At 37.6% G+C, this 15,219-nt stretch carries 14 protein-coding genes; 10 read left to right on the forward strand and 4 right to left on the reverse strand.

All coding sequences use genetic code 11. From position 1 onward, the window contains the following. Positions 1–82: 82 nt before the first annotated feature. Both WAA15_RS01405 and WAA15_RS01410 read left to right on the forward strand, forming a co-directional pair. Complete coding sequence (locus tag WAA15_RS01405) at positions 83–1,375, forward strand: PQQ-dependent sugar dehydrogenase (protein ID WP_337040575.1); 1,293 nt, start codon at positions 83–85, stop codon at positions 1,373–1,375. Positions 1,376–1,444: 69 nt separating this feature from the next. Next, positions 1,445–1,837, forward strand: coding sequence for a c-type cytochrome (locus WAA15_RS01410; RefSeq protein WP_337040576.1), 393 nt, complete (start codon positions 1,445–1,447; stop codon positions 1,835–1,837). Positions 1,838–1,871: 34 nt separating this feature from the next. Here WAA15_RS01410 and hpt read toward each other — a convergent pair whose 3' ends face one another. After that, positions 1,872–2,408 (reverse strand): hypoxanthine phosphoribosyltransferase, encoded by a 537-nt coding sequence (hpt, locus tag WAA15_RS01415; protein WP_337040578.1) that lies wholly within the window; start codon positions 2,406–2,408, stop codon positions 1,872–1,874. Between the two features lie 140 nt (positions 2,409–2,548). On the opposite strand from hpt, the gene WAA15_RS01420 reads away from it, so the two are divergent. Both WAA15_RS01420 and WAA15_RS01425 read left to right on the forward strand, forming a co-directional pair. Next, complete coding sequence (locus tag WAA15_RS01420; protein WP_337040579.1) at positions 2,549–3,763, forward strand: tetratricopeptide repeat protein; 1,215 nt, start codon at positions 2,549–2,551, stop codon at positions 3,761–3,763. A gap of 61 nt (positions 3,764–3,824) precedes the next feature. Further along, positions 3,825–6,167 (forward strand): purple acid phosphatase family protein, encoded by a 2,343-nt coding sequence (locus WAA15_RS01425; protein WP_337040580.1) that lies wholly within the window; start codon positions 3,825–3,827, stop codon positions 6,165–6,167. 73 nt (positions 6,168–6,240) lie between these two features. Here the strand turns inward: WAA15_RS01425 and WAA15_RS01430 are convergent, their stop codons facing one another. Beyond that, entirely contained in the window at positions 6,241–6,711 is a 471-nt protein-coding gene (locus WAA15_RS01430) for an Lrp/AsnC family transcriptional regulator (RefSeq protein WP_101728498.1), read from the reverse strand. A gap of 218 nt (positions 6,712–6,929) precedes the next feature. On the opposite strand from WAA15_RS01430, the gene WAA15_RS01435 reads away from it, so the two are divergent. Further along, entirely contained in the window at positions 6,930–7,610 is a 681-nt protein-coding gene (locus WAA15_RS01435; protein ID WP_337040582.1) for an NAD-dependent epimerase/dehydratase family protein, read from the forward strand. Between the two features lie 72 nt (positions 7,611–7,682). Here the strand turns inward: WAA15_RS01435 and WAA15_RS01440 are convergent, their stop codons facing one another. Next, entirely contained in the window at positions 7,683–8,300 is a 618-nt protein-coding gene (locus WAA15_RS01440; RefSeq protein ID WP_337040583.1) for a porin family protein, read from the reverse strand. 240 nt (positions 8,301–8,540) lie between these two features. Here WAA15_RS01440 and radA point away from each other — a divergent pair, with 240 nt between their 5' ends. Beyond that, positions 8,541–9,920, forward strand: a complete 1,380-nt coding sequence (radA, locus tag WAA15_RS01445) for a DNA repair protein RadA (RefSeq protein WP_337040584.1) — start codon at positions 8,541–8,543, stop codon at positions 9,918–9,920. A 63-nt stretch (positions 9,921–9,983) separates the two neighbouring features. Continuing rightward, positions 9,984–11,111 carry a hypothetical protein gene (locus WAA15_RS01450; RefSeq protein ID WP_337040585.1) on the forward strand — a complete coding sequence of 376 codons (1,128 nt, stop codon included), beginning with the start codon at positions 9,984–9,986 and terminating at the stop codon, positions 11,109–11,111. Here the strand turns inward: WAA15_RS01450 and WAA15_RS01455 are convergent. Continuing rightward, the gene (locus WAA15_RS01455; protein ID WP_337040586.1) at positions 11,043–12,134 is read right to left on the reverse strand and encodes a helix-turn-helix transcriptional regulator; all 1,092 of its coding nucleotides are present in this window, start codon (positions 12,132–12,134) and stop codon (positions 11,043–11,045) included. The genes WAA15_RS01450 and WAA15_RS01455 overlap by 69 nt on opposite strands. Before the next feature lie 78 nt (positions 12,135–12,212). On the opposite strand from WAA15_RS01455, the gene WAA15_RS01460 reads away from it, so the two are divergent. Genes WAA15_RS01460 through WAA15_RS01470 form a run of 3 tightly spaced genes read left to right on the forward strand, consistent with a single transcriptional unit; the run spans position 12,213 to position 15,160 of the window. Beyond that, complete coding sequence (locus WAA15_RS01460) at positions 12,213–13,232, forward strand: T4 RnlA family RNA ligase (RefSeq protein ID WP_337040587.1); 1,020 nt, start codon at positions 12,213–12,215, stop codon at positions 13,230–13,232. Beyond that, the gene (locus WAA15_RS01465) at positions 13,229–14,269 is read left to right on the forward strand and encodes a DNA polymerase beta superfamily protein (RefSeq protein WP_337040589.1); all 1,041 of its coding nucleotides are present in this window, start codon (positions 13,229–13,231) and stop codon (positions 14,267–14,269) included. The genes WAA15_RS01460 and WAA15_RS01465 overlap by 4 nt, the downstream gene beginning before the upstream one ends. Before the next feature lie 9 nt (positions 14,270–14,278). Then, positions 14,279–15,160, forward strand: a complete 882-nt coding sequence (locus WAA15_RS01470; protein ID WP_337040591.1) for a phosphatase domain-containing protein — start codon at positions 14,279–14,281, stop codon at positions 15,158–15,160. Positions 15,161–15,219: the final 59 nt, after the last annotated feature.

Genomic DNA, 15,219 nt, shown 5'->3' on the forward strand with positions numbered 1-15,219 from the left:
GCTTGCCTCACGACATGACTAACCCCTAAATAGCCTTCCTGAAATGCCTGAGGCCGCATGAAACGCAGGAAGTTGTATAAAAATGAAAAAAATACTTTTACCACTGAGCCTATCATTCGGCATAATTGCATTGTCGAGTGCCTTTTACAACAAACCTTCTATTGATGCCCCTAAAGCCGATAATATAACCCCTGATGCCGACAACGGAGGCATACAGCTAGCCAAAGGCTTTGGTGCTGTGGTTGTGGCAGAAGAAACAGGGAAAGCCCGCCATATTAAAGTATTACCTAACGGAACAATCTATATTAAAAATAGTAATGCTAAAAATGACAAAGGTATTACTGTTTTAAAAGATACAAACGGAGACGGGAAAGCCGACGTTGTTGAGGCTTTTGGTGCATACGGTGGCACCGGCATAGATATTCATAACGGGTATTTATATGCTTCATCAAATTCAGAAGTTTTTCGTTACAAACTAGATGCGAACGGAGATGTAATTGACAAAACCAAGCCCGAAACAGTAATAACCGGATTGCCCGATTTGCGCCAGCATGAAGCAAAACCATTTACATTTGATGAAAGCGGCCATATTTATGTCACTATTGGTGCGCCTTCTAACGTATGTCAGGAAAAAGACCGTCAGAAAGGCTCACCGGGTATGACCCCTTGCCCTTTATTAGAAAAAAATGGTGGAATATGGCAGTTTAACGCCGATAAACTTAATCAGAAGCAAGAAGATGGCGTACGTTTTGCCACAGGTATCCGCAATGCAGTAGCCCTTGATTATGACCCTGCCTCAAAAAATCTTTATGCTTTGCAGCATGGCCGAGATATGTTGTACCAACATTATCCTGAGATTTACTCGGCCGAAAAAGGCGCAGAATTACCAGCCGAGGAGTTTTTCCAGATAAAGAAAAACGATGATTTCGGATGGCCATATAGTTACTATGACCCAGAGAAAAAACAAAAATTGTTATGCCCAGAGTATGGTGGCGACGGCAAAAAACTTTACACAAAAGCTAAAAAGCCAATAATGGCATTTCCGGGGCATTGGGCTCCTAACGACTTACTGTTTTATCATGGAAACCAGTTTCCGGCTAAATATAAAAACGGGGCATTTATTTGTTTCCATGGCTCTTGGAACCGTGCGCCATTAAATCAGGCAGGTTATTTTGTGGCTTTTGTGCCATTTAAAAACGGTTTGCCTTCTGGGCCTTATGAAGTTTTTGCAGAAGGCTTTGCAGGTGGACCTGAAATTAAAAGCCCTGGTGATGCTAAAGCTCGGCCAATGGGCCTAGCAGAAGGTCCTGACGGGTCGTTGTATATTACCGATTCTGTAAAAGGTAAGGTATGGCGTGTAATATATAATAAATAATATTTTTATCTGGCAAAACCTTGCAGGTCTGGTGTAGGCTTGTAAGGTTTTGTTTTTTGCAATAAAACAATGAAAAAAGGAATCCTGATTTTGTTTATTTCTATCAGTTATTTTGCCTCGGCTCAGGTAAAAAAAGAAGCCGACGGAAAAGCTATTTATAATCAATACTGTCTGGCTTGCCATCAGGAAGATGGAACAGGAGTGCCAAATCTGAATCCACCTTTGAGGAAATCCGATTGGGTAGGAGGTGAGAAAACCCGCCTGATAAGAGTAATTCTTGAAGGATTAAACGAAGAAATAGAAGTAAATGGCGAAAGTTATAATAGGGTAATGGCTTCACATGATTTTCTTTCCGACAAACAGGTGGCTGATGTGCTAACCTATATCCGAACAAACTTTGGTAATAGTGCCGAACCTGTAAAAGAAGAAGAAGTAAAAGTATTGAGAAAAAAGAAACCTTAGGGTTTTCTAGTTGATTTCGGGAAGTATTCCGAAATCAACTTTTTTCATCAAGTACATAAATAGCGTCCAGATTCCGCCCCATTCCATCATAATCGAGGCCATAACCAACCACAAATTTAGTTTCTATTGAAAATCCTATGTAATCTACTTTTAACGGAACTTTCAGTGCTTCCGGTTTATAAAGAAGCGTTAGTATTTTAATAGAAGCAGGCTTATTTGAAGCCAGTTGGCCAAGTACTTCCTGCATGGTCATGCCTGTGTCCACAATATCCTCTACAATTATTACATGTCTGTTTTTTATATCTTCTTTTAATCCTATTATCTGTTTAACTTCTCCTGTCGATTCTGTATGCTGATAAGAAGAAACCCTGATAAACGTAACCTCACAATCAATTTCGATTGATTTAAACAAATCACCAATAAACATAAAAGAACCATTCAAGACACCAATCAATAAGGGATTTTTTCCTGCATAATCTTTGTTTATCTCTTGGGCGAGGTTTCTGATACGTGCTTGGAGTTTATCAGCTTCAATAAAAGGGATAAAATGCTTATCTTTGATTTGTTTCATTTTGATTATGAGTCCGTGATAAGGAATTATTAGTATTGCCTGCAATTTAGTAATTTTGCCTCAGAAAAATAATTTTAAGAAAATTTTAAGTTTTGCAATTTTATTTTTTACAACTTCGTTAATGTGTAAAATTGATAAAAATGAAAGCAAAATATAGTGTAATATTTTTATTGCTGATAACTCAGCTTTGTGAAGCGCAGTTCTCGTGGTTTGGGGGTAGTACCAAAAAGAAGCATCATGAGGTATTACTGGCTAACCGTGCTATACAGATAGAAGCAACGCAGGCCATTAATAACATGTATAATTTTAACTTTGATGCCGCTGAAAGAGACTTCAAATGGTTGATTGTTAAATACCCTGAGCATCCGATTGGTTATTTTCTGATTGGTTTGAACGAATGGTGGAAAATATTACCAGATAGCAAAAATAAGCAATACGATGATGCTTGCTTCAGTAATATGGACAGAGCCATTGACTTAGCCGATGATATGCTCGACGAAGATAGTGAGGATAAAGAAGCTGCCTTTTTCATGGCTGCGGCCTATGCAGTAAAAGGACGTTTGCATTCAGAGCGGGAAAATTGGCTAAAAGCTGCGTGGGCAAGCAAACAGGCCATGAAATATCTGGAAAAATGCAGAGGTTTTGGTGACTTTAGCCCTGAATTAGCCATCGGGGATGGGTTATATAACTACTATTCAAAATGGATTCCAGAAAATTATCCTTCTTTAAAACCAATGCTGGTTTTCTTTAGGAAAGGAGTTAAAGATGAAGGTATTAAACAATTGGAATACGTTTCGCAAAATGCCTTTTACACGCGTATGGAAGCAAAGTATTTTCTGGTTCAGATTTATGCCATGGAAAACCAGCATCAGAAAGCCTATTATCTGGCGCAGCAAATGCACAGTATGTATCCTAACAATTCGTTCTTTCATCGCTATGCAGCGCGCACGGCTTTTGTTTTGGGCAGAGCTGACGAAGCCGAAGCCCTAGCTATTGAACTACTAAATAACATCAGTTCGGGTAAAGTTGGTTATGAGAGTACATCGGGTCGGTATGCCGCTTATATTCTGGGCTATATTAATATGAATTATAAGAGAGACTATGCCAAAGCCAAAGAATATTACCAAAAAACCATTGAATTTGCTTCTCAAAATAAAGCACAGGATTCTGGCTATTCTCTGGGGGCAAATATGGCATTAGGTAAAATTGCTGCCTCTGAAAAAGACTATACAAAGGCTTTACAATACTTTGCTGAAGTGATTGATAACGCCGAAAAAAAGGCAGATGTTTATAAAGAAGCTAAAAAACAAACCGACGATATTAAAAAGTTAATTAAGGCCAATAAAAAGAAATAATGACTTAATAGTAAAAGATATTTAATTGTTATGGCTTATTTTTGATGAAAAATTAATTGCATTGAGAAAAGCCATACAATTCTTTCTGTTAGTTTTCTTTTGTATTACAATTGGTAATCATTGTTTACAGGCGCAGACTATCATCAGGGGGCCATATTTACAACAACTTAGTAATAGCGGCGTAATTATCAGGTGGCGCACTGATATCCCTACTGTGAGCCTTGTAAAGTATTATCAGAGTGATTCTACGCAGGCTATCATTCATGCTGATGTTAATGAAGTGAATGACCATATTGTTCAGCTAAGTAATCTACAAGCTGATACGCGATATTTTTATTCAGTCGGTACAACTACAACAACACTGGCCTCGGGTAAAGATTTCTATTTTGTTACGGCTCCGCCCAAAGGAAGCACTCGCCCGATTAATATATGGGCCATGGGCGATTTCGGAGACGAATCGACCACGGTTTATATGCAAACCCAAAAAGGAATCCGTGACAGTTACTTGAAAAACAAGCCAACTTTCAATGATTTATGGCTATGGTTAGGAGATAACGCCTATTGCTGTGGAACAGATAAAGAATATCAGAAACAGGTATTTGACTTTTACGGCCAGAATATCTTCGGGAATACTACATTTTTTCCTGTTCCGGGTAATCATGAATACTTTGCCAGCCCTACGGGTAGGGTTGATAAAAAAATTCCATATTACGATATAATCAGTGTACCCACCAAAGGTGAAATGGGAGGAGTACCCTCTGGCGAAAAGGCTTATTATTCTTTCGATTACGGTAATGTGCACGTAATAGCACTTGACTCAGATGGGTTTGATGAGGGTAAATACAGGGTTTATGAGCCTCAGAGTAAACAATACCAATGGCTCAAGAAGGATTTGGAAGCTAATAAGACTATGTGGACCATAGTTATGTTTCATCATCCACCATATACTAAACGCTCACACGACTCAGACGCTGAACCTGAATTACAATATATCAGAGAGGGGCTTGTGCCACTTTTTGACCAATATAAAGTTGACCTCGTATTAACAGGGCATAGCCATATTTACGAGCGGTCATACCTGATGAAAAACCATACAGGATACTCGATGTCTTTCGACAAAAATATCCATGTAGTGCAACAGGTAAGCGGGCGTTATGATGCCGAACCAGGAGCCGGCCCCTTTATTAATAAAAAAGAAGGAACTATCTATTGTGTAGTAGGTTCGGCAGGTAGGCTTGACTGGAACGGTACTCATGATGTGCATCCGAGTTCTATTTACTCTAATATATCTATTGGTGGGTCATTGCTCATGACCGTTAACGGTAACCGTCTGGATGCCAGATGGATTTGTGCAGATGGTATTGAACGCGACCATTTTACGATTTTTAAGGATGTAAACAAAAAGGAAGAGGTTCAGGCAGACTATGGCTCAACGTTGAAACTTACGTCATCGTGGCGGGGTAGCCATGTATGGTCAAATGGTGTTAGGAGTCAGAAAGATTTTATTGAAATACGCCCTTTAAAAAACGAAACAATTACGGTGAAGGATTCTTTAGGTTTTCTTAAAGATGAATTTCATATTTCGGTTTCTCCTCAGCCGATTATTACAACAATTTTGCAAGATACCTCGGCCATTTGTGCAGGTGGTTCGCTAAAAATATCCTTTGCATTACAGCATACAAGTATCAATAAATGGGTTTATCAATTAGAAATGTCGGATGCTAACGGCTCATTTGAAAAACCACTGTTGTTAGGGCAGTATACACAAAGCCCTATGCAGATTAAACTGCCTGATAACTTGCCAGAGGGAAACCAATACCGTTTCAGGGTAAGGCCAAACGCTGATTATTTTGATGAGCGTCCGACAGGTATTTTTCGTGTGCGTAAACCTGCTACCGCAACTTTTATAGGCGAAACAACCTTACCTTTCGATACCCTTATCAATCTGAATATTCAATTTACAGGTACTCCGCCATATACCTACAAATTAAGCCAACTGCCTGAAAGTACGACCCAAGCCAGTAATATCAACGTAAAAATCCGCCCTAATGAAGCAGCCATTTACACACTTGAGAAAGTAAGCAACATTTGTGGTGTGGGGGCAATAGGAAACAAAGCGCAGGTTTCAGTACTGGCCCCGCTTTCGGTTGAGAACGAAAATAATCAGGTATTTGCTATATTTCCGAACCCGACTTATGGTGATCTATTAATTGAAAATAAGACTACCCAACCCATAAAAACGCAGATACATCTGTCAGACTTGAGTGGAAAAAAACTCATCAGTAAGAATGTAATAATTGAGTATAGGGAGGGTGTTTCATTAGAAAACTTGCCGGCAGGTAATTATATTTTAACCCTGAAAACCCCTTCATTTAAAGTAAATAAGAAAATTACCAAATTGTAACAGATGCTATCAAACAAAAGAGGCCGATTCTTTCGCAGAAAACGGCCTCTTTTGTTTTGGATAATACGCTCTATCAAGGAACTGGTAATACCTGACTGTCTTTGAAACTTGAAAGAATCACCATAGTTTGTGTATTGGCTACCTCTTCAATTTCATTAATGGTTTCCATGATTAATTTCTGATACGAGTTTATATCTTTAGCAATCACTTTCAATAAGAAATCGCATGAACCTGTTACATGATGGCACTCAATAATTTCTGGAACGCGTAAAATCTTCTCTACGAAAGCGTCGGTAATAGACTTTCTATGTCCTGATAACGAAACCTGTACGAAAGTCATCACACCTAATCCGACTTTTTCTCTGTCAATCTGGGCATGATAACTTTTAATAATACCTGAGGATTCTAATTTTTTTACTCGTTCGAGTGTAGGTGCTGGAGATAAGCCAATTTCTTTTGAAAGCTGTGCGTTGGTAATCTTGCCATTACTCTGGAGAATCTCCAGAAGTTTGTGGTCGATTGGATCGAGTTTATTAATACTCATTGCTTATAGGTATTTGAAGTGCAAAATTTTATTTGGTGCAAAGTTATTGTTTTTCCTTGTAAAACCCTAATAAAATACCGGAAATTTACTAAAAAAGAAAATTTTTTTTTAGTAAAATACAAAAAATCAGAAAATGGGTTAACTTCAGATAAAAGATTTATATTCAGGGAATGTAATTCGGCCTTTATGTGTTTACCATACAATTATTATAAAATAAAATGAGCAAACAATTATCTTCAAAGGTGAAAGTTATTGTAACTGGGGCAACTGGAATGGTAGGAGAGGGCGTGCTACATGAATGCCTGCTACATGATGATGTTCAGGAAGTACTGGTTATTAACAGAAAGCCGTGCGGTGTGAGGCATCCTAAATTAAAGGAAATTATTCATGCAAATTTTCTGGATTTTTCGCCTATCGAAAACCAGTTAAAAGGGTATAATGCCTGTTTCTTTTGTCTGGGAGTATCTTCTGTCGGAATGAAAGAAAAAGAGTACTACGAAAAAACATATACGCTAACGCTCCATGTAGCGCAAACATTAGCTAAAAATAATTCTGACATGACTTTTTGTTATGTATCAGGCGCTAGCACTGACAGTACAGAGTCGGGTAGAATGATGTGGGCAAGGGTAAAAGGAAAAACAGAGAACGATTTAATGAAATTGCCGTTTAAACAGGTATATAATTTTCGTCCGGGTGCTATTGAGGCAACCAAAGGACTGAAAAATGTATTACCATACTACAAATATTTCTCATGGCTTTTTCCTATTGTTAAGTTTTTTGCCCCTAATGCGGTTATCAAACTCAAAGAAATAGGCTTGGCTATGATTAACAGCGTAACAAAAGGCTATGAGAAACAGATACTTGAAGTAAGTGATATTCGTACGTTGGCGTACAGATGATATGAAAAAGAAAAGCCTCTTCAAGCGAAGAGACTTTCTTTAATTAACCAACAGTTACATTTCTGTAATATCTTAGATGATTTTCAGACCCAAAGTAATTTGCCAGCCGCTAGCTTTTTGGCTGAACTGGGCATTATTCTGTAAATTAAGTACTGAAATATCAGATAAACTTCCTTCTTTTCTTAAATCTAGGTCAAATCCTAGTATTTTAATACCAATACCAAACTGGTAACCAAAAGTGGCTTTTTTCATGGCATCGTCAAAGCTACCAGAGGTATACGCCTTTATTGACTCACCTAGTTTTTTATCTTCATCCAATTTGAATGTAGCCACAGGGCCACCCATTATCCTGATGAATTTAAGCACCTTTACGCCAAGTAGTACTGGCATATCGAGGTTGCTATATGTATACTTTACTTTCCCCACATTCTGTAATTCAATAGTGCCACCTTTTTGAGCAAAGAGAACTTCCGGTTGTAAATAAACTTTGTTTCCAATGCGCCCGAAAACACCAAACACATAGCCTGTTTGTGTGTCAAGACTTTGCTTGATATTATTGCTTAGCGTACCGGCATCGGTGTAAACGGTATTGAAGTTAAGCCCTCCTTTAATACCAAGTCCTGACTGTGCAAAAGAGGAAGAAAAACAACATAACAAGGTGAAAAGGGAAAGAATTGTGATTTTTTTCATGATAATTTTTGTTAAATAAAATGATTAGTAACGATTTGAAAAATAAACCTTTAATCATAGAGAATGTTATGTTTCTGCCTGTTTTTCAGACTAACGTAAGAAATCCCCCAATTCGTATTCTTTAACATTAGATTAACAGATTTCAATGAATGAATGTTATAGATTTATTCTTAATTTTAGAGTTAGAATAAAGTCTGAGCTAAAATCTGCATCAACTAATAAAACCTAAAAAACTGTTAAATGGCAAAAGTTAAAACAGCCTATTTCTGTCAGAATTGTGGCTATAATTCACCTAAATGGTTGGGTCGTTGCCCGTCTTGTGGCGAATGGAATACCTTAATTGAGGAGGTTATCAGTAAAGATGAACCTGAAAAAGGAAACTGGAAATTCACCTCGTCGGGTACACCAAAGACAGCCAATAAGCCTAAAACCCTCACCGAAATTTCAAAACATGAGAGATACCGCATCATTACTGACGATAACGAACTAAACAGGGTATTAGGCAGTGGCATTGTACCGGGCTCTTTAGTGCTAATAGGTGGTGAGCCAGGCATAGGGAAATCGACACTAATGTTGCAAATTGCCCTTAGCCTGAAAGACTATACAGTGTTGTACGTATCGGGAGAAGAAAGCGAGCAACAGATTAAAATGCGTGCCGAACGTATGAGCTTTATCAATGAAAGATGTTTTATTCTAAATGAAACAGCAACAGATAATATTTTCAGGCAGATAGAACTCATTGAGCCAGACATTGTTATCATTGACTCTATTCAGACATTGGTTTCTCCTTTAATTGAGTCAGGCGCGGGGAGCGTATCGCAGGTAAAAGAATGTACTGCCGAGTTAATGAAATTCTCGAAAGAGTCGGATATTCCGGTTATCATGATTGGGCATATTACGAAAGATGGTTCATTAGCAGGGCCTAAGGTGCTTGAACACATGGTTGATACTGTATTGCAATTTGAAGGTGACCGCCACATGACATACCGCATTTTGCGTACTACTAAAAATCGCTTTGGTAGTACGGCCGAATTAGGTATTTATGAAATGCAAAGTACTGGGCTGAGACAGGTCAGTAACCCCTCTGAAATACTGATTTCGCAGCGGGAAGAAGATTTGAGCGGCATCACTATTGCAGGTATGCTAGAAGGCAACCGTCCTTTATTAATTGAAATTCAATCGTTGGTAAGTCCGGCTACTTACGGAACTCCACAACGTACGAGTAATGGCTTCGATAGCCGTCGGACACAAATGTTACTAGCGGTATTAGAAAAACGCGGTGGTTTCAGACTAGGCACACAAGATGTTTTTCTGAATGTTGCCGGAGGTTTAAAAGTAGAAGACCCCGCCATTGACTTGGCCGTTTGTACATCGATTGTTTCGTCTTATGAAGACATAAGTATTCCGCACCTTTATTGTTTTGCGGCTGAGGTAGGGCTTGGTGGAGAAGTGAGGGCTGTAAACAGAATTGAGAGCCGTATTTCTGAGGCTGAGAAACTAGGATTTAAAAAAATATTTATCTCTAAATATAACCTTAAAGGGTTGAATCTGGACCAATATAAAATTCAGATTTTTGCTGCCAGTAAGTTAGAAGAAGTTTTCAGTGAATTATTCGGTTAATGCTTTGTGGTTTCAGATTTCTAAAACCCTGAGTGTCAACCATTCTTGCAAACACAAACTTTTATGAGACTACTAGTTGCCATTTGCGTAGGTTTATTGATTTTTAGTGCCTGTTCTCCTCGGAACTGGCACTCTAATAGTCATAAAGATGTTTATACTTATGCCAAAAAAGTTAGCCGTAAACCATCAAATATAAAGTTTTCAGAAAGGTTACAGCAGGCATATCGCGAGCAAAAAGATAAAATTTTACTGGAAATTGAAAGTCTTCAAGCATCTGACCAACCGTTCCGATGGGAAAAAATACAGGATAAATACAAGATTCTGAACGAAATGGCTTACAGACTCAACGATTGTGTAGCGTGTTCAGGAAAAATCACCCCTGTTTTTTATGAAACCGAGCAAAGTCTGGCTGTCAGATATGCAACAGATGAAAGAATAGAAACTGGGCTTGGTTTACTTGCTTATGAAACCAAACCAGAAGCACAGCGTGCTTATCATAACTTTATGCAGGCAAAAAAACTTTCTCCATCACAAGCAGGTATTGATACTTTAATTAATGAAGCCTTAGAGCAGGGAACCATCAGGATTGTGATAGAAGGAAATTATAAACGTGAAAAAGACTATGTGAAAGACATTGAAAGAGATTTGTTCAGGCGTTTGCCCAAGTACACTGAAACAAAACCCTTTTACCTGTTCTATAACCCTAAAGAGGCCGTTGAGGCACGTTTACAACCCGACTATGTAATCACTTTTGGTTATGATTACCTTTCTACGGGTATGTTACAATCGGATTATTCGGACGAGTCTTTTTCGGTAGATATAAAAGTAGGTGAAAAAAAAGTTGATAGTGTAAAAGTAGTACCCGTTTATGAAAAAGTATCTGCCAAAGTAACCCGATGCAAAAAATCATTAAAAGCTGAGGGTAGACTATGGTTCGAAATAAGAGATTTTCAGCGAGATGAAGTCAGCATAAAAGATAGTTTTTACGATGATGACCTATGGGTAAACGAATGGGCATCGGTATCGGGCGATTCAAGGGCCTTACCTACGGGTGTTATTAGTTCAGGAAGTGAATTAATTCCCCCTTCATATTGGACACAGTTTAATAGTATCACCAACGATTTATCTAATGCTCTCTCTTGGAGAATCAGGCAGTTCCTGCGTCAAAAAAATGCGCTGGCTTTCCGGTAGCAGAGTCGTAAGGTTTTCGTAGTTATGCGCACTTCTTTGGGCAGAATATGCTATTTTCTCCTTTAAATGCTGAGGCGAAACCACCAGCATTCTATTGCCAAAACTCAATATTTCTTTAATTAACTCAAAATTAACCTGTACGCAAAGGCTAATTATGATACCTCCATTGGTTCGTTCGAGTATTTCTTGTGAGTGATGCAGTGGCTTGGTTTCGACATACGGGGCTGCGTCTTTCATAGCAAATAAAATAATTTTTTCAGGAGCCTGATTTTGCGCTACCGTTACACCAATCACATCGTTGTAATAGGTTTCAGAATTAAATGCTTTATTAATGTTGTATGGTATTTCATCAATTACTTTTAATTCCTGAATCCTGTCCAGAGCCAAATGGTAAAGAATATGCTTATTACCACGTATACCTACGGCAAACCATCTGTTTTTAAATTCTTTTAACCACCATACATGAAAATAAAAACTATTAGGCTGCTTTGCCTTGAACGACTGATAAGTAATTTCAACGGTTTTCTGGTGAATAATAGCGTTATAAAGAATATCAAGATATGCTAAACCTCGCAGATTTTCATTTTTTTCAAAATAAATAACCGGTTGTTTTTTGCTCACGGTTGAATAAACGTGGTCTTCCAGTTTCTGTACTACTTCGTTAAGTTGATTAAAATGAGAAAACCCCTTGAATTGTTTTAATAACTCTACCGCTTCGTTGAGCTTGCTTAAGTCGGTTCTCGAAATGGGTAGCTTCGTAATGCTGTATGTGGGGTCTTCGTAGGTATAATATTTTTTATCTACTACAATAATCGGAGCAAAGTATCCGAGTTTATCGCTTCTCATCATCTGAATATCAGCCTGTATGGTTCTGGCACTTATTCCCTTGTCAATTCCTTCATACTCATACAAAGTTTCTGAAACCTTTTCAATGAGGTCTTCCAGAGTCCATTTCCTGAACCTGTTTCTAAGGCAGGCATCTATGGTTTTATAGCGTACGAGTGCATTACGATTAGCAGGCATAATTTTTTTTAAATATTTTTATCTACGCAAATATACTGCGTAGTAAGGGTTTTATTTTGCATCATAATTAAAAACTTTATGAACACGCAGGAATTACAAGAACTTATAGCAAATGATTATATCAATGTACAGAAACATCATGAGGTTGACTTGTATATTTACAATTATACGCCTAAAGCCCAGTATGAAAAACTCTGGAACGACTGGACACTTGCTTGTCGTGGTTTAATCATGAATGCTCATAACGAAATTGTAGCCCGTCCGTTTAAGAAATTTTTTAATTGGGAAGAACTCTCTCCAGAGTTAATTCCACAAGAGCCATTTGAAGTGTACGAGAAAATGGATGGCTCGTTGGGTATTTTGTACTGGATTAATGATATACCTTATCTGGCAACCAGAGGCTCGTTTAATAGCGAGCAAGCCAAAGTAGGAACCAGACTTTTGCATACAGAATACGCTAGCCTGATACCTAAGCTGGATAAAACCAAAACCTATTTATTTGAAATTATTTATCCTGAAAACAGAATTGTAGTTGATTATGGAAATAAAAATGCCTTAATCTTGCTGGCTGTAATAGATACCCTAACAGGAAAAGACGTGCCACTCGGTAACATTGGTTTTGAAACCGCCAAGCATTATGATGGTATTCATGAATTGGCTTTGCTAAAACAACAAGAAGAGCATAATAAAGAAGGTTTTGTTATTAAATTCAAAAATGGGTTTCGTCTGAAAGTTAAGTTCAATGAATATCACCGTATACATCAGATTGTTACGAAAATATCTAATATTGACATCTGGGATGCCATGCAACAGGGGCAAGACTTACTACCACTATTAGAAAAAGTACCCGATGAGTTTTATGATTGGGTAAAAAAAACTCAGCAACAACTCTTGTTTAACTTTGAAAAAGTTGAAAATCAGGCAAGAAACGAGTTCAAAATTTTCGAGACCAGAAAAGAAGCGGCTATATATTACCAGAGTTGTACTCATCCGGCAGTTTTATTTAAAATGATGGAAAATAAGCCTTATCAGCAGATTATATGGAAAATGATTAAACCCAAATTTGAAAAACCATTTGCAAACAGAATAGAATCATGAAAGTTTTATATAAAGCAATTGTAGGTAGTCGGGCATACGGAACCAATACAGCTAAGTCAGATATTGATTACAAAGGTGTTTATGCGCAGTCGGTAGAAGAATTGGTTGGTTTTAACTACAAAGAACAAATTGAGGTGTCGAAAGACGAATGTTATTATGAGGTTCGTAGGTTTTTGCAACTCTTGCAGTCGGCTAATCCAACTATGTTAGAGTTACTGTATATGCCACAAGAATGTATTATTGAAAAACATCCGGCTTTTGATATTATACTTGAAAACCGTGATAGATTTTTAACCCAGAAATGCCTGGATTCATTTGGTGGGTATGCCATTGCGCAAATACAAAAAGCCAAAGGTCTGGATAAGAAAATGAACTGGGAGCAAGATAAAATTTCAAGAAAAACACCTTTTGATTTTTGTTATGTGTATGATGCAGGTAAAACCATCCCTTTAAACCATTTTCTGGTAATGAATAAGCTAGACGCCGATAAGTGTGGTTTAGTAGCACTGAATCATTTCAAAAATTGCTATGCTCTGTACTATGACCCAAACGACACATTAGATTACAAGGGTATTGTATCAAACAAAGGAAATGATGTAAAACTAAGTTCGGTTCCTAAAGGAGAGAAGCCTTTAAGTATTATGTGTTTTAATAAAGAGGGGTATTCATCACATTGTAAAGATTATATTCAATACGAAACATGGCTCAACAATAGAAATGTACAACGGTATGTAGATATTCAGAACCATCAGCAAAAAATTGATGGTAAAAACCTGCTTCATTGCCGCCGGCTATTAGATATGGCAATTGAAATAGCTACGCAAAACACCATTCATGTCAGAAGACCCAATGCTGAAGAATTACTGAAAATCAGGCATGGCGAAATTGATTTGAATGAATTTATAGCCAAAGCAGAAAACGAAATTGATAACCTGAATCAGCTATTCGAGAACAGCCATTTACCCAAAGATGTAGATACCAATTTTATTAATGACCTATTATTGAAAGTAAGAAGAAATTTAAAAGATATTGATTAAAATATAAAAATGAAAACAGTTTTAATATTGAGAGGGCTTCCAGCAAGTGGGAAGTCGACTTATGCCCGAAAATTATTAGATGAGAATAAGGGGATGTGGAAGCGATTAAATAAAGATGAACTCCGTGCGATGTTAGATAATTCGGAGCATTCGGTAAGTAACGAAAAATTTGTTGAGCAAGTACGCGATATAATGCTCATTGAGGCTTTAAAGGCAGGTAAACACGTAGTGATTGATGATACCAATTTGTCAGACCGCCCCCTAGACCGTATCAGTCAAATAGTGACTCAGTATAGAAAAGATACTGGTGAAGAGGTGAAAATTGAGATAAAAGAAATGCAAACCTCACTTGAAGAGTCGTTGGAGCGAGATAAAAAAAGAGAGAAAAAGGTAGGGAGAGAAGTAATCATGAAAATGTATAGACAACATATATTAAAAAATGGTCGAGGACCAAATTATCAGGCGCAGGACGAACAATTGCCTGCCGCAATATTATGCGATTTAGACGGTACACTGGCAATTTTACATGCCAGAAACCCCTACGATTCCGAACGATGCGAAACAGATTTGCTCAATAAACCCGTGGCAGATATTGTTCAGCTATACCAAAAAGCAGGAACAAAAATTATTTTTGTTTCAGGTAGGGAAGAAAAAGCTAGAAAGCAAACCATGAACTGGCTTTCATATAATAACATTTCGTACGATGCCTTATTTATGCGAGCCACGGGAGATATGCGTAAAGACTCAATCGTGAAAAAAGAAATCTATGAAACACATATTAAAGATAAATACTATGTAAAGTTTATTTTAGACGACCGAAATCAGGTAGTGGATTTATGGCGGCTCGATTTAGGCTTACCTTGTTTGCAAGTAAACTATGGAGACTTTTAGAAGTAAGGTTATAAATACCTTACTTCTAATGTTTTAGGCGTACAATAGCCTTCAAAACA

Source organism: Emticicia sp. 17c, from assembly GCF_037153985.1.
Taxonomy (GTDB): domain Bacteria; phylum Bacteroidota; class Bacteroidia; order Cytophagales; family Spirosomataceae; genus Emticicia.

Bases quoted from the DNA above. Each gene is read 5' to 3' on its own strand.
- WAA15_RS01405 (WP_337040575.1), top strand. From the start codon at position 83: ATGAAAAAAATACTTTTACCACTGAGCCTATCATTCGGCATAATTGCA.
- WAA15_RS01410 (WP_337040576.1), top strand. From the start codon at position 1,445: ATGAAAAAAGGAATCCTGATTTTGTTTATTTCTATCAGTTATTTTGCC.
- hpt (WP_337040578.1), bottom strand. From the start codon at position 2,408: ATGAAACAAATCAAAGATAAGCATTTTATCCCTTTTATTGAAGCTGAT.
- WAA15_RS01420 (WP_337040579.1), top strand. From the start codon at position 2,549: ATGAAAGCAAAATATAGTGTAATATTTTTATTGCTGATAACTCAGCTT.
- WAA15_RS01430 (WP_101728498.1), bottom strand. From the start codon at position 6,711: ATGAGTATTAATAAACTCGATCCAATCGACCACAAACTTCTGGAGATT.
- WAA15_RS01435 (WP_337040582.1), top strand. From the start codon at position 6,930: ATGAGCAAACAATTATCTTCAAAGGTGAAAGTTATTGTAACTGGGGCA.
- WAA15_RS01440 (WP_337040583.1), bottom strand. From the start codon at position 8,300: ATGAAAAAAATCACAATTCTTTCCCTTTTCACCTTGTTATGTTGTTTT.
- radA (WP_337040584.1), top strand. From the start codon at position 8,541: ATGGCAAAAGTTAAAACAGCCTATTTCTGTCAGAATTGTGGCTATAAT.
- WAA15_RS01450 (WP_337040585.1), top strand. From the start codon at position 9,984: ATGAGACTACTAGTTGCCATTTGCGTAGGTTTATTGATTTTTAGTGCC.
- WAA15_RS01455 (WP_337040586.1), bottom strand. From the start codon at position 12,134: ATGCCTGCTAATCGTAATGCACTCGTACGCTATAAAACCATAGATGCC.
- WAA15_RS01460 (WP_337040587.1), top strand. From the start codon at position 12,213: ATGAACACGCAGGAATTACAAGAACTTATAGCAAATGATTATATCAAT.
- WAA15_RS01465 (WP_337040589.1), top strand. From the start codon at position 13,229: ATGAAAGTTTTATATAAAGCAATTGTAGGTAGTCGGGCATACGGAACC.
- WAA15_RS01470 (WP_337040591.1), top strand. From the start codon at position 14,279: ATGAAAACAGTTTTAATATTGAGAGGGCTTCCAGCAAGTGGGAAGTCG.